Below are 18266 nucleotides of genomic sequence, written 5' to 3' on the forward strand. Positions count from 1 at the left end.
GATGCCCGGTTTGCACGCAAGATCACCTTTGCAGTGCCCGGCGCGCCACCCGGGCGCTCGACGGAGGATCATCGAATTGGAAAAGGGATATCCGTGGACGTGGATATCGAATTGGGACGATGGCGAAGTATTTCGCTCCGGACGCACCGGTGCCCCGGCAGGAGGACCCGCCGGGGCACCGGTGTTCCGTGCGGCTCAGCCGTCCGTCTCGGCCAGCAGCAGCGTGAGCCTGCCGCTCCACCGGCGGGTGAACGCCAGCGGGTCAGAGCGTCCCCGGTAGACCGGACGGCCGACGGCCGACGGCACCACTGGACCCGGCGGTCGGGGTCAGGGGGTCAGGCCGCCGCGGGCGATGACGTCCGCGTACCAGCGGGCGCTCGCCTTGAACGTGCGGCGCTGGGTCGGGAAGTCGACATGGACGATGCCGAACCGCTTGCTGTAGCCGTAGGCCCATTCGAAGTTGTCCATCAGGGACCACAGGAAGTAGCCGCGGACATCGGCGCCGTCCTCGACGGCCCGGTGCACGGCCGCCAAGTGGGCCTGCAGATAGGCCACCCGCTCGGGGTCCTTCACCTGCCCCGAGGGATCGGCGTAGTCCTCGTACGCCGCACCGTTCTCGGTGACGACGAGCGGTACGCCCGGCAGGTCGTCCCGGAGCCGGACCAGCAGCTCGTACAGCCCGTCGGCGTCGACCGGCCAGTCCATGGCCGTACGCGGGCCGGGTACGTCGGCGAAGCGGACGTACCGCTCCGCACCGGCCCAGGGCGAGGGCGACAGGGAGGGCGGAGACGGGGTGGCGGCCGCGACCTCGGTGGGCGAGTAGTAGTTGATGCCCAGCGAGTCGACCGGGGCGGCGGCCGTCCGGAGGTCTCCGTCCTCGACGAAGGACCAGTCGGTGACCGACGCCGTGTCCCTGACCAGGTCCTCCGGGAGGCGGCCGTGGAAGACCGGATCGAGGAAGATCCGGTTGCCGACGGCGTCGATGCGGCGGGCCGCGTCGAGGTCCTCCGGCGAGTCGGTGTGGGCGCGCACCGCGTGGAGGTTCAGGGTGAGCGAGATCTCGGCGGTGCCGGGCAGGGCTCCGCGCAGCGCCTGGACGGCGAGGCCGTGCGCCAGGTTGAGGTGGTGGGCGGCGCGCAGCGAGTCGACGGCGCTGGTGCGGCCGGGGGCGTGCACCCCGCTGCCGTAGCCGAGGAAGGCCGCGCACCAGGGCTCGTTGAGGGTGGTCCAGGTCGCCACCCGGTCGCCGAGCGCTTCCGCCGCGAGGCCCGCGTACTCGGCGAAGCGGTACGCGGTCTCCCGGTGCGGCCAGCCGCCGGCGTCCTCCAGCTCCTGGGGGAGGTCCCAGTGGTAGAGGGTGGCCACGGGGCGGATGCCCGCCGCGCGCAGCTCGTCGGTCAGGCGGCGGTAGAAGTCCAGGCCCTTCTGGAGCGCGGGTCCCCGGCCGGTCGGCTGCACGCGGGGCCAGGCGAGGGAGAAGCGGTAGTCGGACACGCCGAGTTGCCGCATGAGCGCGACGTCCTCGCTGACGCGGTGGTAGTGGTCGGCGGCGATGTCGCCGGTGTCGCCGTTGCGCACCTTGCCCGGGGTGCGGCTGAACGTGTCCCAGATGGAGGGGGTCCGGCCGTCTTCGTCCGCGGCTCCCTCGATCTGGTACGCGGCGGTGGCCGTACCCCAGCGGAAGTGCTCGGGGAACCGGAGGGTGGCGCCGGGGCGTGGAAGCGCGTCTGTGGAGGTCATGGGTGGGGGTCTCCCGTGGATGAGAGGGGTCGAGGGTGGGCGGCCGGCCCTGCCGGTGAGCGGCGAGCCGTCGTCCGTGGGGTGGGGGGATGCGTGGGCCCCGGCGCGTTCAGCCCTTGACCGCGCCCTGCATGATGCCGCCGACGATCTGCCGCCCGAGCAGGCCGAAGACCAGCAGGACCGGCAGGGTGCCCAGCAGCGTGCCGGCCATGATGACGGACTGGTCGTTGACGTAGCCGCCGCCGAGTTGCCGCAGGGCGACCTGCACGGTCGGCTCGGACGAGCTGAGGGCGACGACCGGCCAGAAGAAGTCGTTCCAGGCGGTCATGAAGGTCAGCAGGCCGAGCACGGCCATGCCGGGCCGGGCGACGGGCACCACGATCGACCAGAAGATCCGGGCGGAGGAGGCGCCGTCCACGCGGGCCGCTTCGATCAGTTCGTCCGGCAGCGCCTGGGCGAGGTACTGCCGCATGAAGAACACGCCGAAGGCGGAGACCAGTCCGGGCAGGACGACGGCCTGGAGCTGGTTGACCCACTGGAGCTCGGCGATGAGCATGAACAGCGGGATGACGCCGAGCTGCGGCGGGATCATCATGGTGCCGACCGTGACGGCGAGCAGTGCGCCGCGGCCGCGGAAGCGCAGTTTGGCGAAGGCGAACCCGGCGAGCGTGGAGCACAGGACCGTGCCGAGGGTGATCGACCCAGACACGACGAGGGAGTTGACCAGCGCCCGGCCTATGTCGGCCTCCTCCACCACCGCCTCGAAGTTCCGCAGCAGGTGGGGGCCGGGCAGGAGGGTCGGCGGCACCCGGGCGAGGTCGGCGTTGGAGCGGCTGGCCGCGACGATGGTCCAGTAGAAGGGGAAGGCCGAGACCAGCACGGCGAGGACCAGGACCGCATGGGCGAGTTTCCCGCCCTGCATCGTGCGGCCGGCGCGGGACCGGCGGCGTCCGTCGGCGGCGGGCGGCCCGGGGGGCCGCGGGCGCGTGACCGGCGGATCGGCGAGGGAGGTCATCGGCCGGTCTCCTCGTGGTCGAGGACGGTCATCGTGCTGTCTCCTTGCGGGTGCGGCGCCGTCCGATCACGGCGTTGACGCCGATGACCAGCACGATCAGCAGGAACATCACCCAGGCGATGGCGGCCGCCCGGCCCAGGTGGAAGAAGCCCCAGCCCTGCTCGTACATGTACAGGCCGAGCGTCTGGTACTGGTGGGAGATGCCGCCGGAGACGGATCCCTCGAACAGCAGCGGTTCGCCGAAGAGCTGGGTGGCCCCGATCGTGGACACGACGACCGTGAAGAGGATGGTCGGCCGCAGCCCGGGCAGGGTGACGTGGAAGAACTGCCGCCACCGGGACGCCCCGTCCATCTCGGCGGCCTCGTAGAGCTCGTGCGGGATGGACTGCATGCCGGCCAGGTAGATCAGTGCGTTGTAGCCGGTCCAGCGCCAGACGACGATGGAGGAGACGGCGATCTGGGAGGCGAGCGTGCCGGTCTGCCAGTCGACCGGGTCGATGCCGACGAGCCCCAGCACGTGGTTGACCAGGCCGAAGTCCCGGCCGTAGAGCTGGGCGAAGACGAGCGTGGCGGCGGCGACCGAGGTGGCGTACGGAAGCAGCATGGCGGTGCGGAAGAAGGTGCGGCCCCGCAGCCTGTGGTTGAGGAGGTGCGCGAGGCCGAGCGCCATGACCAGCTGCGGGACGGTGGACAGCACCCCGATGGTGAAGGTGTTGCGCAGCGAGGTCCAGAAGAACTCGTCGCCGAGGAGCGCGGTGTAGTTGCCGAGCCCCCGCCACTGCATGTCGCCGGGTGTCTGCAGCTCCACGCGGTACAGGGACACGTACGCCGTGTAGAGCAGCGGGAAGAGCCCGAAGGCGGTGAACAGGGTGAAGAAGGGGGCGACGTAGGCGTACGGGGAGAGCGTGCGCCACGTTCGCCGGAGGGTGGACGGACGGGCCGGGGACGGTCGGCGCCGTGTCGTCCGTGTGTCTGCTGTCAGGGTCACGTTGCGGCCCTTCGGGAGGGGCAGGTGGAGTGTTCGGGAGCCGGTCGGCGGAGGCGGTCAGCCGATGCGGGCCGTCGGGGCGGGCTGTCGGGGCGGGCTGTCGGGGGCCCGTCGAGGCGAGCCGTCGGGGCGGTCAGCCGATGGTGTTCGCCACGCCCTTCCTGGCGTTGGCCCAGGCCTGCTCCGGTGCCGTGCCCTTGCGTTCGACCTCGCCCAGGGCGTTGGTGATCTGCTGGGCGATGTTCTGGTCGTGCACGCCGAGGACCTGGACCGGGGCGGCCTTCGCGGCATCGCCGAAGATCCGGCCGATGGGGGCGCCGGAGAAGTAGGGGTCGGTCGCCCCCGAGATCTCGGCGATGGCGCCGGTGGCGGACGGGAAGTTGCCCTGCTTGCGGAAGAGCTTGGCCTGCTGCGCGGGCGCCGTGAGCCAGGTGATCAGCTCGTACGCCTGCTTCTTGTGCTTGGCGGCGCGTGGCACGGCCAGGTACGAGCCGCCCCAGTTGCCCGCGCCCGCCGGCAGCTTGGCGACGTCCCACTTGCCCTTGCCGGCATCACCGGCCTGCCCCTTGATGTAGCCGAGCATCCAGGCCGGGCAGGGCAGGGTGGCGAAGGAGCCGGCGGCGAACGCCTGGTTCCACTGGGGTGACCACTGGTCCAGTTTGGCGCTCAGCCCGCTCCGTGCCGCGGTCACCGACGCGTCCCAGGCCGCTTTCAGGGCGGGGTTGGTGTCCCAGACCAGCTTGCCGGAGGCGTCGTAGTAGCGCTCCTTCTGCTGGCCGATCATGACGGAGTAGAGGCTGCCGACGCTGTCGAGCCAGGCGCTCCGGTCGGGGGTGTTCGTCTTGTACTGGCGGCCGAGTTCCAGGTAGCCCTCCCACGTCGCCCACTTCCTGGAGAGCTCCTCGCGGTCGGTCGGCAGACCGGCCCGGGCGAACAGGTCGGTCCGGTAGCACATCGCCTCGGGTCCCACGTCGGTGCCCAGGCCCAGGATCTCGCCGTTCCGTCCGGTGGCCGCCGCCCACGTGGCCTCGGCGAACTGGCCCTTCAGCGCGTCCGCCCCGTGCTTGCGCAGGTCCTCGAACCTGTCTGCCTGCTGCTGCGCGACGGAGGCGATCCGGCCCACCTCCACGGCCTGGACGTCGGCGAGACCGCCCCCGCCGGCCAGCCGGGTCTGCAGCGACTTCCAGTAGTCGGCCTCGTCCTCGGTGTCGGTCTGCTTGATGGTGACGCCCGGGTGCAGCTTCTCGTACTCGTCGTACAGCCCGGCCTCCTCGTAGCCGAAGGACCCGAACAGGTCCACGGTGATCGTGACCTTGCCGTCCGCGCTGCCGGAGGTGCCGCCTTCCGGAGAACCGCCGCAGGCGGCGAGCAGGGCCCCGGCGAGGACGACCGCCCCCAGACGGAGGGCCGCGGGGCCGGCCGTGGTGCCGGCGGTTCTGCCGGCGGTTCCGCCGACGGGTCGGGCAGTGGGCATGGGAAGCCTCCCTTGGCTTCGGGGGACGAACGTGAGCGGGGAGAACGTGAACGAGGGCCTGAGAGCGCTCTCAGTCAGCGAGGGGAGCGTGCCCGCGGCGGACATGATCCGTCAAGAGTCGAAGCCGCGATGGTCCGGAATGGGCCCCAACTTCCGTTGTTGCGCGTTCCCTTGACACCTGTGTTTCGGGAGTCTTACGTTTCCGGCCAACTGAGAGCGCTCTCGGATACGAGTCCCGGACATGACCCACCGCGATGACATGAGGTGTTCCCCATGCCCGTCCCCCACTCGGGCCGAGCCGCCCCCCTCGTCCTGGCCGCCGTCCTGGCCGCCGTCGGCCTCGGACCGGCCGCGGGCCCGGTGGCAGCCGCCACCGTCCCCGTGGGCGCCGGAAGCCATTCCGACACCCGGCCCGCCGGAACCTCCGGCCCCACCACCAACACCGGTACGCCCGTCACCCCCAAGGTCACCCCCGCGGCCGCGGGCAAACCGGTCCCCACCAACGACTGGTGGTCCTCGCTGGCCTTCCAGCGCTACGGCGACAACCCGTACTCCACCCCCATGTACGGCCATCCCCTCACCTACCAGGCGGTCCCCGGCGGACTGGAGATCGGCTACCCCACCGCCCCCGCCGTCGTGGGGGACGGCCGCCAGTACGAGTTCGCCCACAAACGCGACCTCACCGTCGGCCTCACCGGACTGAACTCGCCCGACACCAAGGCCGACTCCTGGTCCGACTGGACCGTCACCCCCTACTGGTCCGACGGCACCCGCACCCTGCGCACCACCATCGGCCACGGCAGCCCGTTCGTGTACGCCCAGGGCACCGGCGGTGACGCCCGCCTCACCACCGCCGGCGCCCCCACCGTCTTCGCGGACCAGGGCAACGTCCTGGGCATCACCGTCGCCGGCCACCACTACGCCCTCTTCGCCCCGACCGGCGCCGACTGGACCGTCAGCGGCACCACGATCAGCGCCGGGCTCGGCGGCCGGAACTACTTCTCCGTCGCCGTGCTCCCCTCCCCCGACGCCCTCGCCACGTACCGGAAGTACGCGTTCAGCTTCGTCACCGGATCCCGCGTCGACTGGAGCACCACCGGCGGCACCGTCCGCGCCACCTACACCCTCACCACCGAAGCCAAGGAGGGCACCGAACGCGGCACCCTCCAGGCCCTCTACCGGCACCAGTGGCTCCACACCACCGACCCCCTCACCCCCTACACGTACGTCTCGCCGCGCGGCACCATGAAGGTCCGGGAGGGCGCCGCCTTCACCACCACCCAGAAGACCGCCCCGGTCCTCCCCGCCCTCCCCCGCACGGGCGACGTCGACACCGCCCGGCTGCGCGGGTACCTGAACGAGGTCGCGTACGCCGCCGACCCGTTCTCCGGGGCCGTCGACACCTACTGGACCGGCAAGGCGCTCGGCCGACTCGCCCAGCTCGTGCCGCTCGCCGAACAGATCGGCGAGACCGCCATCCGCGACCGGCTCCTCACCCTCCTCAAGGGCCGCCTCCAGGACTGGCTCACCGCCGGCGGCGCCAACGAGTTCTCCTACGACCGCACCTGGAAGACCCTCACCGGCTACCCCGCCTCCTACGGCAGCGACACCGAGCTCAACGACCACCACTTCCATTACGGCTACTACGTCTACGCCGCCGCGATCGTCGCCCAGTACGACCCCGGCTGGGCCGCCGACTCCGCCTGGGGCGGCATGGTGAAGACGCTGATCCGCGACACCGCCAACCCCTCCCGCACCGACAGTGCCTTCCCCTTCCTGCGGGGGTTCGACGTCTACGCCGGCCACAGCTGGGCCTCCGGACACCAGGGCTTCGCCGCCGGCAACAACCAGGAGTCCTCCTCCGAGTCCACCAACCTCAGTGCCGCCCTGGTGCTCTGGGGGTCCGCCACCGGCGACACGGGTCTGCGCGACCTCGGCTCGTACCTGCTCGCCACGGAGGGCGAGGCCATCGCCCAGTACTGGTTCGACGCGGACGGGCAGGTCTTCCCCGCCTCCTTCGGCCACGACACCGCCGGCATGGTCTGGGGCAGCGGCGCCGCCTACGCCACCTGGTGGACCGCCAACCCCGAGGAGATCCACGGCATCAACGTCCTCCCTGTCACCGGCGGATCGCTCCACCTGGGCGGCCACAAGGACGCGATCCGGCGCAACATCGCCGAGATGGAGCGCGAGAACGGCGGCCCCGCGGCCGAATGGCGGGACGTCCTGTGGGAGTTCCAGTCACTGGCCGACCCGGCGGCCGCGAAGACCAAGTGGGACGCGGGCCATGCCGGGTACACCCCCGAGGCGGGCGAGTCCAAGGCCCACACCTACCACTGGATCACGTCCCTGAACGCCCTCGGCGCCCCCGACCCTTCGGTGACCGGCTCCGTTCCCACCTCCGCGGTCTTCAGCCGGAACGGCACCCGCACCTACGCCGCCCACAACCACGGATCCGCCACCCGTACGGTCACCTTCTCCGACGGCAGGACCCTCAGCGTGCCGCCCCGTTCCACGGCCACCGCCACCGGGAGCGGCACGGACCCCGACCCCGACCCGGACCCCTCCGGCGGTGACACCTACCGCCTCCGCTCGGGCGGCGTGCTCACCACCGCCACGGACGGCACGCCCGGCAGCGACACCGTCCCCTCGGCCGACGGCACCAACCACGACGGCACCCCGTACGAGCCGCTGGTCTACGAGGCCAGGGGAGTCAACGGCACCCTCCGGGCGGGCGGCACGACCGCGTTCCGCCTCCCGGTCGACGCCGGCCCGGCCGTCGGCCTCGGCCAGCAGGCCCGGGTCAGCTACGACCTCACCGGCGACGGCACCTTCGAGCGGACGGAGACCTACCACTACTTCGCCACCGACCCGGTCGCCGGCTGGGAGGAGTACAACCAGACCCGGGGCCTCAAGGCCGCCACCGGCACGCTCGGCGACCTGCGCGGCGGAACGGTCCGGCTGGAGGTGTGGAGCGCGATCGGCAGCGCCGATGCCCGGCTCCGGACGGGCACGGACACCTCCGTCCTGGTCATCCCGTACGACTGACCCGCACGGGTGGGAACGCGGTAGGGAAGAGCGGCGGGCGCGGGGCAGCACGGGCCCCGCGCCCGCCGCCGTATCCTCACGCCGACACGCGCCGGACCAGACTCGTCGGCGTGATCACCGACGCCGACGCCGCGCCGGCCGCCCCGTCCAGCACCCGCATCAGCAGCCTGACCATCAGACGGCCCATGCCCTCGATGTCCTGCCGCACCGTGGTGAGCGCCGGCTCGGCCTCCCGGACCACCGCGTCCATGTCGTCGAACCCCACCACCGCCACGTCCTCCGGCACCCGGAGCCCGCGCTCCCGCAGGGTGCGCAGGGCACCCGCGGCCATCAGGTCGTTGGCGGCGAAGACGGCGTCGAGGTCCGGCTGCCGGTCGAGCAGCCCGGCCATCGCGCGGGCCCCGCCCTCCAGGGTGAAGTCGCCCTGGCACAGCAGCGCCGGATCGGCGTCGACCAGCACGTCGTGGTAGCCGGCGATCCGGTCCAGCGCCGAGGTCTGGTTGAGGGGGCCCGCGATGTGGCCGATGCGGCGGCGCCCCAGGGACACCAGGTGCGCTACCGCGGCCCGGGCGCCACCGCGGTTGTCGCAGTCGACGAAGGGCACGTCCGGCCCGGCCGCCGGTGCCGGACGCCCCCCGAACACCACGGGTACCCGGCTGCGCGCGATCAGCGCGGGCAGCCGGTCGTCGCTGTGCAGGGAGAAGGCCAGCGCCCCGTCCACGTGCCCGGCGTCCAGGTAGCGCGCGATGCGCTCGTGGTCGCCGAGGCCCTCCACCCACAGCAGCACCAGCTGGGTGTCCTGGGCGGTCAGCTCGCGGCTGATCCCGCGCACCTGCTTCTCGAAGAACGGGTCGGAGAAGATGCGGAACTCCGGCTCCGCGATGATCACGGCGACCGCTCCGTGGCGGCGCGTGACCAGCGAGCGGGCCGCGCGGTTCGGCACGTAGCCGAGTTCCCGGACCGCCTCGCGGACCTTGTCCGCCACCGGCCGCCGCACGCCCGCCCCGCCGTTGACGACCCGTGAGACCGTCGCCCGGGACACGCCGGCCCGCGCGGCGACGGCTTCCAGTGTGGGACGGGACGACCCCGCGGTCTGCTCGGGCAAGTCAGGCACTCCTGTTTCCGTCCGCGGCCGACGCCGCACCGCTCGGTCCGACGCCGAACAGGATAAGCGCTGCCGCCCGCCCCCTGAGAGCGCTCCCAGAAGCGGCCGGGAAACCCGGCGTCCAGGGGCCGGCGCCCCCGGTGAGGCCCCGGGTTCCCGGGCTCGGCCCTTCCGCCGGCTCCGTTCGCTGACGGGCGGCTCGGCCGAGGGGTGATCATCCCGATGGGGGGTAGTCGGGGGGTGTGATCACAGTAGGTGTCGAAGAAGAGTATTTGCTGGTGGACCCGGTCACGGGCGTGCCCACACCGCTGGTCGAGGCCGTGTGCCGAACCGCCGGCCTCCAACCCTTCGCGGAACGCGACGAGGTCCAGGACGAACTGCTCCAGGCGCAGGTGGAGGTCGCCACCCCCGTGTGCTCCACCCTTCACGAGGTGGGAGGGCACCTCCTGCGCCTGCGGCATGCCATCGGCTCGGCCGCGGAGGCGAGCGGCTGCCGTGTCGCGGCCACGGGTGCGGCGCCGGTGCGGGGGACCCTTCCGGTGCCGGTGACCCCGTCCCCGCGCTACCTGCGCATGGAGGGGGAGGCCCGCCAGCTCGTCGACGAGCAGCTGATCTGCGGTATGCACGTCCACGCCGGCGTGCCCGACCCGGAGACGGGTGTAGCGGTCCTCAACCGCATCCGCGGCTGGCTGCCGGTGCTGCTGGCCATGGGTGCCAATTCCCCCCTGTGGGACGGACGGGACACGGGTTTCGCGAGCTGGCGCACCATCGTCTTCAGCCGGTGGCCCGTCAGCGGCCCGCCCCCGCTCTTCGACTCCTTCGCCGACTACGGACAGCGCCTGGACGCCCTCGTGGCATCGGGTGTCATCGCCGACCGGGGGCAGGTGTACTGGCAGGCCCGGCTGTCCGAGCGCTACCCCACCGTCGAAGTGCGGTGTCTCGACGTCCAGCTGCGGGCCGACGACGCCGTGATGTTCGCGGGGATCGTCCGGGCCCTGGTGGCCACGGCGATCATGGAGGAGAAGTCGGGCGCCGCCCTGCCGGTGACCGCCCCCGAGCTGCTTCAGGCGGCGAACTGGCATGCCGCCCGGTACGGGCTGAACGGCACCCTGGTCGATCCCCTCGGCCGCCCCCACAGCAGTGGGGACGTGCTCTACGCCCTGCTGGAGCACATCGGGCCCGCCCTCGAGGAAGCAGGCGACCTGCGGGCGGTGAGCGGGCTCGTCCACCGTCTCCTCCGGGTCGGCACGCCCGCTGACGACCAGCGGCGTGCGCTGGCCGAGGGCGGGATGCCGCGCTTGATCGATCTGATGAGCGGAACGGTCTCCGACTGACCGCGGCGCGCGGTCCCGGCCCGACGAGACCGCGAGGGTTCAGGAGACGGGGAGTGGACAGGCGCAGGGTCCGGCACCGAAGGAGCCAAAGGAGCGCCGTCATGCCTGACCCGAAGGACAGCAGATCACCACTGGAGCAAGTGACCGGCGAGAACGACATGACGCCGGAGGAGGAGAGGCAGCGGAAGGCGTCCCGGTCCGACGACAGGAGTCGGGGTCCTGGCATGGCGCAGAAGCTCAAGGAGGCGGCGGAAGAGGTCATGGGAACCGGGAAGCCCGAAGCGCCGCACGGCACTCGGGAGTAACGGACGTGCCGCGCGACGCCCGGTACGACGGGGATGGGGCCGCCCCGGGCGGGGCAGCGGCCCCATCCCCACGTTCCGGACGCCCCCGGTCGCCCCCGGTGTGGTGTGGTGTGGTGGCCGGACCGGCCCGGGGGGGTTGGGTGCTCGAATCCGGGCAGGCGCCGACGGGGCGGGGAACCTCGTCGGCGACCTGCGCGATCAGCTGGAGGGCCAGGCGCAGGCCCAGACCCGGCATCTGGCCGAGAACGTGCGCCGGCTGGCGCAGGAACTGCAGGAGAGGAGCGAGGACGGGAAGTCCGACTCCGCCATGGCCCAAAGGGTCCGGAAGATCGCGGACGGCGGTCATGAGGTCGCCACCCGTATGGAGCGCAGCGGCCCCGAGGGGCTGGTCGGCGACCTGCAGGAGTTCGCCCGCCGGCGCCCGGGGGGTCTTCCTGGTTGGCGCGGCCGTGGCCGGGTTCCTGGTCGGCCGGGCGGGCAAGGGAGTGAGTCGGCCGGTCCCACCGGCAGTGGTACGGGCGACGGCAACGGCGGAGCCCCCCGCGGGGACCGTACTGCCGACGGCATCCTGCCCCCGGGCACGGGGTCCGGCGTACCCGCCAAGGCGGGCAAGGCGGCCGGGCTGTTGGGCGGCTCCGTTGCGCCGGCCACATGGCGCTGCTGTTCGGCAGCCTGACGGTCGTGTTCGCGATGGCCAGCGTGATCCACATCGCCTGGGCGGCACTGATCGTCACCGCCCTGTGGGCCGCTGTCGGAGCGGCGCTGTCACCGTCCGGCGCGGTAGGCAGCGCGGCCGAGCTGCCGACCGCGCCGGGCGCTGCCGCTCTCCGTACGGGCTGACCGAGGCCACCGTCGTGACCGCTGCTCAGCTGTCGGCGCCGGACTGCTCGCGGTGGCGGAGGGTGCGGGAGGCGAGGGCGTGGAGGAAGCGGACGTACCGCGACCAGCGGGCCGGGCGCAGGACCGTGCCGGTGCAGGCGAGTTCGGCGCGGTCGAAGGCGTCCTCCATGCAGGCGTCGTGCATCGGGCGGAAGACCAGCGGCCAGGTGAGCCGGGCCGGGCCGCGCGTGGACATGGTCAAGGTGTGGTGCAGACGGGTGTGGTCGGGACCGGCGGGCAGCACGGCCAGTTCGTGGAAGCCGTCGAAGCCGCTGGGGCCGGTGAACTCGAAGCGGATCCACCGGCCCGGCACGTAGCCGGTCACGGTGTACCGGACCGGTCCGTGACCGCCCGCGGCTCCGGGACCCAAGGGGCGGTCGAACTCCATCGGCGACCACTGCTCGCCTGGCCAGAGCCGGTCGTCGTCCCCGCCGGCCAGTGTGTCGATGAGCGCGCCCACCTCGCCGGTTCCGGCGGCCAGCAGGCGCTCGTGCACGTTGTAGACGCCCATGTCTCTCCCCCAACGCTTTATTGGAGACAGCCCTCCAATAAATTGGAGGGTACCCTCTGTTTCATGGCGAGACCACCCCGCTTCAGTACGGAGCAGCTCCTCGACGCCGCCGTCCGCCTCGCCGCCGCCGGCGGACCGGCGTGCGTGACCATGTCCGCGGTCGCCCAGGCCGTCGGCGCGCCGAGCGGGTCCGTGTACCACCGCTTCAGCGGCCGCACGGCCCTGCTCGCGGAGGTGTGGCTGCGCACGGTGGAGCGCTTCCAGGAGGGCTACGCCGACGTGCTCGGCAGCGAGGGCGATCCCCGCCGGGCGGCGCGCGCGGCGTCCCGGCACGTGGTCGCCTGGAGCCGCCACCACCCCGAGGAGGCGGCCCTCCTCCTGTACGGCGCCGCCGACTTCGACCGGGCGCACTGGTCACAGGAGCACATCACCCGCGCCGATGCGGGCAACCACCGGACCCTCGCCGCGGTGCACGGCCTCGGCGAGGCCCTGGGCGCCGTCGGCGAACAGGCCCGGGAGCGCGTCACGCTCGCATTGATCGACCTCCCGCTGTCCATCGTCCGCCGCCATGTCCGCGCGGGCACCGAACTACCGCCGCACGCGGAGGACCTCGCCGAGCAGTGCACCGCGGCACTCGTGGAGTAGCCCCGGCCGGCAAAGAACCGCTGTCCATCGGCGGAGCGCGGTGACAGATGTCCGGCGTGGAAAAGAATCTCGAGTTCCCCGACCTGCTGCGACTGATCGACGAACGGTCGACCGCCTTCCGTACCGCGGTCGCCGCCGCGCCCGGTCTCGACGTACCGGTGCCGACGTGCCCCGGGTGGACGCTGTTCGATCTGGTGAAGCACCTGGGTGGCGGAGACCGTTACCGGGGGCCGGTCCTGGCGCCTCACGGTCGACGGTGACGGCGCACGCTCCACCCGCATCCCCGCGCCCACTGCCGCCACCGGCCACGACTCCGACGCGGCCGGCGTCTCCGTCCATGGCACGGCCAGTGAGCTGGTCCTCTACCTGTACGACCGCATCCCCGCCGACTCCTTGCGCGTGGACGGAGACGCAGGGCTGCCCGACCTGCTCCGCGCCTGGGAGCCGGAGGAGTAGGACGTAGCGGGGGCGGTCGGATCAGGCACACCCCTCGCGGACCGCGCCCGCCGCTGCTCAGTCGGCGGCGGTGCCGTACCACCGCTGGAGTGCCGCCTCCAGGTCCTGCTGGGCTTCGCCGGCCCAGACCACGTGGCCGTCGGGCCGCAGCAGCACTGCGGGCACGTCCAACTCGTCGCTGACGTCGACCACGTGGTCGACGCGGTCGGCCCAGCCCGCCGCCGACAGGCCGCCCGTCTGGTCGAGCAGCAGCCCGCGGCCAGTGTGCATCAGCTCGTACAGGCTGCCGCGCTTGAGCGTCACGTCCCGCAGGTGCCGGCCGAGCAGGTCGTGGCCCTCGCCGAGGTCGTAGCGGACCCCGAGGGCGGTGATCTTCTCGATCAGGTGGCGGTTCACCTCCTCGAACCCCATCAGTTCCGTGATCAGCCGGCGTACCGACTGCGGACCGGGCTCGGTGGACATCAGCTCCATCTGCGCGCGGGTGTTGTCCAGTACCGCGGCCGCCACCGGGTGCCGTTCGCTCTCGTAGCTGTCGAGGAGGCCCTCCGGCGCCCGGCCGCCGACCTCGGCGGCCAGCTTCCAGCCGAGGTTGAACGCGTCCTGGATGCCGAGGTTGAGGCCCTGCCCGCCGGTCGGCGGGTGGACGTGCGCGGCGTCGCCGGCCAGCAGTACCCGGCCGGCGCGGTAGCGCTCGGCCTGCCGGGTGGCATCGCCGAACCGGGACAGCCAGCGGGCATCGTGCACGCCGAAGTCGGTGCCGGCGTGCGCCCGCAGTTGCCGTTTGAACTCCTCGAGGGTCGGCGGGGTCGTACGGTCCTCCGCCACGCCTTCGGCGGGCACGATCACGCGGTACGCCCCGTCACCCAGGGGCATGGCCCCGAACCGGAGCTGTGTCCTGCGGACTTCGGCCACCGTGGCGGCCAGGGTCTCCGGCTGCACGGACACCCGCATCTCGCCCAGCAGGGTGTCGGCCCTGGCGGGCTCGCCGGGGAAGCCGATGCCGAGCAGCTTGCGCACCGTGCTGCGGCCGCCGTCGCAACCGACGAGGTACCGCGAGCGCATGTGCGAGCCGTCCGCCAGCTCGACGGTCACCCCGTCCTCGTCCTGGGCCACTCCGACCAGTTCGCAGCCCCGCCGGATCTCCGTGCCGAGTGCGACGGCGTGCTCGGTCAGCAGCCGGTCGGTGACGGGCTGCGGAATGCCGAGTACGTACGGGTGCGCGGTGTCGAGGTGCTCCGGCCACGGCCTGTCGATGCCCGCGAAGAACCCGCCGACCGCGAACTTCTGCCCGCACGCCAGGAACCGGTCCAGCAGGCCGCGCTGGGCCATCACCTCGACGCTGCGGGCGTGCAGGCCGAGCGCACGGACCACCTTGGTCGGCTCGGCCTCCCGCTCCAGCACGACCACGCGCACACCGTGCAGCCGCAGTTCCGCGGCGAGCATCAGCCCGGTCGGTCCGGCACCGGCGATGACGACGTCGAACATAGAACCCCCGTTTCGGAATTTCCGGTTACAGCGGGAGATTCTGAGCGATGCCCCGGCCCTTGCCGCAAGCCCCCCTATGCGTTATAAGTTGAACATGGCAAGGAGTCCGTCGGGATCCTTGCCTTTGCTGTTTCTCGAGGTCATCTGTTCATGCAGTGCCGGCGGTACGCCTCGTCGTAGGCGACGTCGTAGCCGACGCGGTAGCCGTTCTGGTAGGCGGTGATCAGCGTGTCGGGTTTCGCCGGCGGGGTCAGGTCGGCGTGCTCGCGGGTGCAGGTGAGCCGGGCGTCCTCCGCGCCCCACTTGGCTCCGGCGGCCTGGCCCGCGGCGGCCATGCCCTCCGGCGTCTGGGACTGCGGCGGCTGCGTCTGCGGCGGCGGGAGCTGGGGCAGGTCGCAGTTGCGCTCGTAGGTGTGCTGGAAGGCCTGGTTGTAACCCTCGACGTAGCCCTGCCGCTTGCCCTTCTCGTACGGGGTGGGGTTCACGGGCGACAGCGGGGGCGGGAGCTTCTGGCAGTTCAGCCCGTTCTCGTGGCCTGCCGCCACCCCCAGGTCGAAGCCCTCGCGGCAGCCCAGGTGGTACGGGTCCGCGGGCAGGCTCCGCAGGTGGCAGGTGTCCGGGAACGTGGTGGCGGCTGCGGCTGCGGCGGGCGCGGTGGTGGTCGCGGCCGTGGCCGCCGGGGCGAGCGCGGACAGGGCGATGAGCGGTGCCGCGCCCAGGGCGGTGAGGCGGGCGGTGACGCGGGGGCGACGGGCTGGGACGCGGCGGTTCATGGCGCTCCTCCGGTGGGGCGGGGGCGCGGGCCGGCCGCACGCCGGCCCGACGGGTTCGCTCCGCTTGCCGGGCGGCTGGTACGGGGCACGCCGCGGTGCGGCGCTTCCCCCTTCATCGTCCCGCCGAGTCCACCGTCCCGCCTGCCCGGGAGGGCGCGGCCTGGTCAGGGCGTGGGCGCGGCTTGTGCGAGGAGGATCGCGACGTCGTCGTGGTCGTCGGGGCACCGCAGGGAGCGCAGGAGCCACCGGCAGGTCTCCTGAAGGGGCCGGCGCGGTTCGTCGAGGGTGCGCAGCAGGGTGTCGAGGCGTTCGTCGATGGGGTGGTGGCGGGTTTCGACGAGGCCGTCGGTGTAGAGGACCAGCCGGTCGCCGGGGCGCAGGTCGAAGGCGGTGGTGTCGAAGGGGACGCCGCCGACGCCGAGGGGCGCGCCGGTGGGCAGGTCGAGCAGCCTGGGGTGGTGGCCGGCTGGGGCGAGGACGGGCGGGAGGTGCCCGGCGTTGGCGATGTGGCACCGGTGGTGGAGGGGGTCGTAGACGGCGTAGATGCAGGTGGCGATGTAGTGCTCCAGGCCCCGGGTGATCTTGTCCAGGTGCTGGAGGACCTGGTCGGGGGCGAGGTCGAGGTCGGCGAGGGTGCAGGTGGCGGTGCGCAGGCGGCCCATGGTGGCGGCGGCGTCGATGCCGTTGCCCATGACGTCGCCGACCACCAGGGCGGTCTTGTCGCCCTCCAGGGGGATGACGTCGTACCAGTCGCCGCCGATCTCGTGGGTGGCCTGGGCGGGCTGGTAGAGGGAGGCGACGTCCAGGCCCGCGAGCGGGGGCGGGTGGCCCGGCAGGAGGCTGCGCTGGAGGGTTTCGGCGGTGTTGCGGACGCTCTGGTGCCAGCGGGCGTTGTCGATGGCGACGGCGGCCCGGGCGGCGATCTCCGCCGCGAGGAGGACGTCGTCCTCGTCGAAGGGGAGGGGGTTGCGGGCGCGCAGCAGGTCGAACGCGCCGAGGACCTCGTTGCGGGCGATCAGCGGCACGGCGAGGTAGGAGTGCACGCCGGCCCGTGCGAAGGCGGCCGCCGCATCGGCGTCGCGGGCGATGTGCCGCAGGTCGTCGCCGTCGGCGCGGGTGACGACGATGGGCTGTCCGGTGTGGACGCAACGGGTGATCAGCCGGTCCGCGCCGTACGCCGCGAGGTCGCCGGCCGCCAGGGAGGCGGTGGTGGCGTGGGTGGGGTAGGCGGCGGCCACGGCGAGTGCGCGGAACAGCTCCGGGCCCGGCTCGTGGGAGGGTGCGGTGCGGCGGAAGGCCAGGACGTCGTCGAGGACGTCCACCGCCGCGAGGTCGGCCAGGTCGGGCACGGCGACGTCGACCAGCTCCTGGGCGGTGTGCTCCACCTCGAGGGTGGAGCCGACGCGGGCGGAGACGTCCGCGACCATGGCCAGGCGGCGCCGGGCCCGGTCGGCCTCGGTGGTGGCCCGGTGGCGTTCACTGACGTCGACCACCGAGTTCGCGACGCCGATCACCCGGCCGCTGGGACCGTCGAGCCGGTAGTACGAGACCGACCAGGCGTGGTCGTGCTCGGGGTCGGCCTTGGTGCGGCCGACGGTGTACTGGTCGATCAGGGGCGTGCCCGTCATCAGCACCTGGCGCATCGCGGACTCGATGGTGTCGATGTCGAGGAACGCCAGGATGTCGTGGGGGTGCTTGCCGATGTGGTCGGCGGCCGGGACGCCGTTGATGCGTTCCAGGGCCGGGTTGACCAGCAGGTAGCGCAGGTCGGTGTCCAGCAGGGCGATGCCGATCGGGGCCTGTGAGACCAGGCGCTGGGAAAGGGCCAGGTCGGTCTCCACGCGCTGCAGCGTCCGCTGGTCGGCGGCGATGCCCAGGGCGTAGACGTCGCCGAGGTCGTCCAGCAGCCGCATGTTGCGGAACTCCACCAGGCGCGTGCTGCCGTCCTTGTGCCGGATCGGGAACGCGCCGGCCCAGCTCGCTCCGGTGCTCATCACCTCGGCGAACAGTTTGACCACGAGGTCCTTGTGCTCTTCGCGGACCAGCATGGCCGCGTCGTGGCCGAGGGCCTCGTCGGCGGTGTAGCCGAAGACCTCGTCGGCCTGGGGGCTCCAGAACACGATCCGACCGCGGGTGTCCAGCACGATGGCGGCGACGCTGAGCAGGTCGAGCAGCCCTCCCGGCGGCGACGCCGCCGCCCGGCGGTCCGGCCCCTGGCCGGGCCGCGGCTGGTGGGCACCCATCCTGGACAGCTCCTTCCTTCGCGGAGCCCGCTCAGGGCGCGCGCCGGGTCGAAGGCTCCCTTCCATGCTGCCCCTCGACTCCGGTGCCGCACGATCCGTGCGGCATCGGCGCAGGTCGGACACTCGGTTCCGCCTTCGGCGACCGTTGGCGCGGGGGTGGGCGCCGTGCGCTGACCGGTCGCGGTCGTGCCTGGCTCCCAGGGGTCGTGCCGGGCGATTCCCGGGTACGCGGGGCACGTCCCGTCGGCGGACCCGGCTCCGCCAC

16 protein-coding genes are annotated in these 18266 nt (G+C 72.7%); 7 read left to right on the forward strand and 9 right to left on the reverse strand.

Features of this window, described 5'->3' with window-relative positions; all coding sequences use genetic code 11:
- Positions 1–327 precede the first annotated feature (327 nt).
- The 4 genes from ACFY61_RS21805 to ACFY61_RS21820 form a co-directional block, all read right to left on the reverse strand.
- A complete protein-coding gene (locus ACFY61_RS21805) occupies positions 328–1740 on the reverse strand; it encodes a GH1 family beta-glucosidase (protein WP_389474221.1) in 1413 nt (470 codons plus the stop codon).
- A gap of 109 nt (positions 1741–1849) precedes the next feature.
- Positions 1850–2755, reverse strand: coding sequence for a carbohydrate ABC transporter permease (locus tag ACFY61_RS21810; RefSeq protein WP_389474222.1), 906 nt, complete (start codon positions 2753–2755; stop codon positions 1850–1852).
- Positions 2756–2783: 28 nt separating this feature from the next.
- Positions 2784–3743: a carbohydrate ABC transporter permease gene (locus tag ACFY61_RS21815; protein WP_389474223.1), complete on the reverse strand. Its 960-nt coding sequence runs from the start codon at positions 3741–3743 to the stop codon at positions 2784–2786.
- A 133-nt stretch (positions 3744–3876) separates the two neighbouring features.
- The gene (locus ACFY61_RS21820; RefSeq protein WP_389474224.1) at positions 3877–5217 is read right to left on the reverse strand and encodes an extracellular solute-binding protein; all 1341 of its coding nucleotides are present in this window, start codon (positions 5215–5217) and stop codon (positions 3877–3879) included.
- A 273-nt stretch (positions 5218–5490) separates the two neighbouring features.
- Here ACFY61_RS21820 and ACFY61_RS21825 point away from each other — a divergent pair, with 273 nt between their 5' ends.
- A complete protein-coding gene (locus ACFY61_RS21825; protein WP_389474226.1) occupies positions 5491–8265 on the forward strand; it encodes a glycosyl hydrolase in 2775 nt (924 codons plus the stop codon).
- A 76-nt stretch (positions 8266–8341) separates the two neighbouring features.
- On the opposite strand, the gene ACFY61_RS21830 is transcribed toward ACFY61_RS21825, so the two are convergent.
- Positions 8342–9370 carry a LacI family DNA-binding transcriptional regulator gene (locus ACFY61_RS21830; protein ID WP_389474227.1) on the reverse strand — a complete coding sequence of 343 codons (1029 nt, stop codon included), beginning with the start codon at positions 9368–9370 and terminating at the stop codon, positions 8342–8344.
- 242 nt (positions 9371–9612) lie between these two features.
- Here ACFY61_RS21830 and ACFY61_RS21835 point away from each other — a divergent pair, with 242 nt between their 5' ends.
- The 3 genes from ACFY61_RS21835 (at position 9613) to ACFY61_RS21845 (ending at position 11849) form a co-directional block, all read left to right on the forward strand.
- Positions 9613–10704 carry a glutamate--cysteine ligase gene (locus tag ACFY61_RS21835; RefSeq protein ID WP_389474229.1) on the forward strand — a complete coding sequence of 364 codons (1092 nt, stop codon included), beginning with the start codon at positions 9613–9615 and terminating at the stop codon, positions 10702–10704.
- A gap of 101 nt (positions 10705–10805) precedes the next feature.
- Positions 10806–11009, forward strand: coding sequence for a hypothetical protein (locus ACFY61_RS21840; RefSeq protein ID WP_389474231.1), 204 nt, complete (start codon positions 10806–10808; stop codon positions 11007–11009).
- A 651-nt stretch (positions 11010–11660) separates the two neighbouring features.
- The gene (locus ACFY61_RS21845) at positions 11661–11849 is read left to right on the forward strand and encodes a hypothetical protein (RefSeq protein WP_389474233.1); all 189 of its coding nucleotides are present in this window, start codon (positions 11661–11663) and stop codon (positions 11847–11849) included.
- A 25-nt stretch (positions 11850–11874) separates the two neighbouring features.
- Here the strand turns inward: ACFY61_RS21845 and ACFY61_RS21850 are convergent, their stop codons facing one another.
- Positions 11875–12399 (reverse strand): SRPBCC family protein, encoded by a 525-nt coding sequence (locus ACFY61_RS21850; protein WP_389474234.1) that lies wholly within the window; start codon positions 12397–12399, stop codon positions 11875–11877.
- A 63-nt stretch (positions 12400–12462) separates the two neighbouring features.
- Between ACFY61_RS21850 and ACFY61_RS21855 the strand changes: the two genes are divergently transcribed.
- Genes ACFY61_RS21855 through ACFY61_RS21865 form a run of 3 tightly spaced genes read left to right on the forward strand, consistent with a single transcriptional unit; the run spans position 12463 to position 13500 of the window.
- On the forward strand, positions 12463–13044 hold the full coding sequence (locus ACFY61_RS21855; RefSeq protein WP_389474236.1) for a TetR/AcrR family transcriptional regulator: 582 nt from the start codon (positions 12463–12465) through the stop codon (positions 13042–13044).
- A gap of 47 nt (positions 13045–13091) precedes the next feature.
- A complete protein-coding gene (locus tag ACFY61_RS21860; protein ID WP_389474238.1) occupies positions 13092–13304 on the forward strand; it encodes a maleylpyruvate isomerase N-terminal domain-containing protein in 213 nt (70 codons plus the stop codon).
- On the forward strand, positions 13252–13500 hold the full coding sequence (locus ACFY61_RS21865; RefSeq protein ID WP_389474240.1) for a hypothetical protein: 249 nt from the start codon (positions 13252–13254) through the stop codon (positions 13498–13500). The genes ACFY61_RS21860 and ACFY61_RS21865 overlap by 53 nt, the downstream gene beginning before the upstream one ends.
- 57 nt (positions 13501–13557) lie before the next feature.
- Here ACFY61_RS21865 and rox read toward each other — a convergent pair whose 3' ends face one another.
- The 3 genes from rox to ACFY61_RS21880 all read right to left on the reverse strand — a co-directional run bounded on the left by rox (position 13558) and on the right by ACFY61_RS21880 (position 18001).
- Positions 13558–14985 carry a rifampin monooxygenase gene (gene rox / locus ACFY61_RS21870; RefSeq protein ID WP_389474242.1) on the reverse strand — a complete coding sequence of 476 codons (1428 nt, stop codon included), beginning with the start codon at positions 14983–14985 and terminating at the stop codon, positions 13558–13560.
- Positions 14986–15125: 140 nt separating this feature from the next.
- Positions 15126–15758, reverse strand: a complete 633-nt coding sequence (locus ACFY61_RS21875) for a hypothetical protein (RefSeq protein ID WP_389474243.1) — start codon at positions 15756–15758, stop codon at positions 15126–15128.
- 164 nt (positions 15759–15922) lie between these two features.
- Complete coding sequence (locus tag ACFY61_RS21880; protein WP_389474245.1) at positions 15923–18001, reverse strand: SpoIIE family protein phosphatase; 2079 nt, start codon at positions 17999–18001, stop codon at positions 15923–15925.
- Between the last annotated feature and the right edge of the window lie 265 nt (positions 18002–18266).

Source organism: Streptomyces sp. NPDC012888 (assembly GCF_042900645.1).
Classification (GTDB): Bacteria; Actinomycetota; Actinomycetes; order Streptomycetales; family Streptomycetaceae; genus Streptomyces.

Bases quoted from the DNA above. Each gene is read 5' to 3' on its own strand.
- ACFY61_RS21805 (WP_389474221.1), bottom strand. From the start codon at position 1,740: ATGACCTCCACAGACGCGCTTCCACGCCCCGGCGCCACCCTCCGGTTC.
- ACFY61_RS21810 (WP_389474222.1), bottom strand. From the start codon at position 2,755: ATGACCTCCCTCGCCGATCCGCCGGTCACGCGCCCGCGGCCCCCCGGG.
- ACFY61_RS21820 (WP_389474224.1), bottom strand. From the start codon at position 5,217: ATGCCCACTGCCCGACCCGTCGGCGGAACCGCCGGCAGAACCGCCGGC.
- ACFY61_RS21825 (WP_389474226.1), top strand. From the start codon at position 5,491: ATGCCCGTCCCCCACTCGGGCCGAGCCGCCCCCCTCGTCCTGGCCGCC.
- ACFY61_RS21840 (WP_389474231.1), top strand. From the start codon at position 10,806: ATGCCTGACCCGAAGGACAGCAGATCACCACTGGAGCAAGTGACCGGC.
- ACFY61_RS21845 (WP_389474233.1), top strand. From the start codon at position 11,661: ATGGCGCTGCTGTTCGGCAGCCTGACGGTCGTGTTCGCGATGGCCAGC.
- ACFY61_RS21850 (WP_389474234.1), bottom strand. From the start codon at position 12,399: ATGGGCGTCTACAACGTGCACGAGCGCCTGCTGGCCGCCGGAACCGGC.
- ACFY61_RS21855 (WP_389474236.1), top strand. From the start codon at position 12,463: ATGGCGAGACCACCCCGCTTCAGTACGGAGCAGCTCCTCGACGCCGCC.
- ACFY61_RS21860 (WP_389474238.1), top strand. From the start codon at position 13,092: ATGTCCGGCGTGGAAAAGAATCTCGAGTTCCCCGACCTGCTGCGACTG.
- rox (WP_389474242.1), bottom strand. From the start codon at position 14,985: ATGTTCGACGTCGTCATCGCCGGTGCCGGACCGACCGGGCTGATGCTC.
- ACFY61_RS21875 (WP_389474243.1), bottom strand. From the start codon at position 15,758: ATGAACCGCCGCGTCCCAGCCCGTCGCCCCCGCGTCACCGCCCGCCTC.
- ACFY61_RS21880 (WP_389474245.1), bottom strand. From the start codon at position 18,001: ATGGGTGCCCACCAGCCGCGGCCCGGCCAGGGGCCGGACCGCCGGGCG.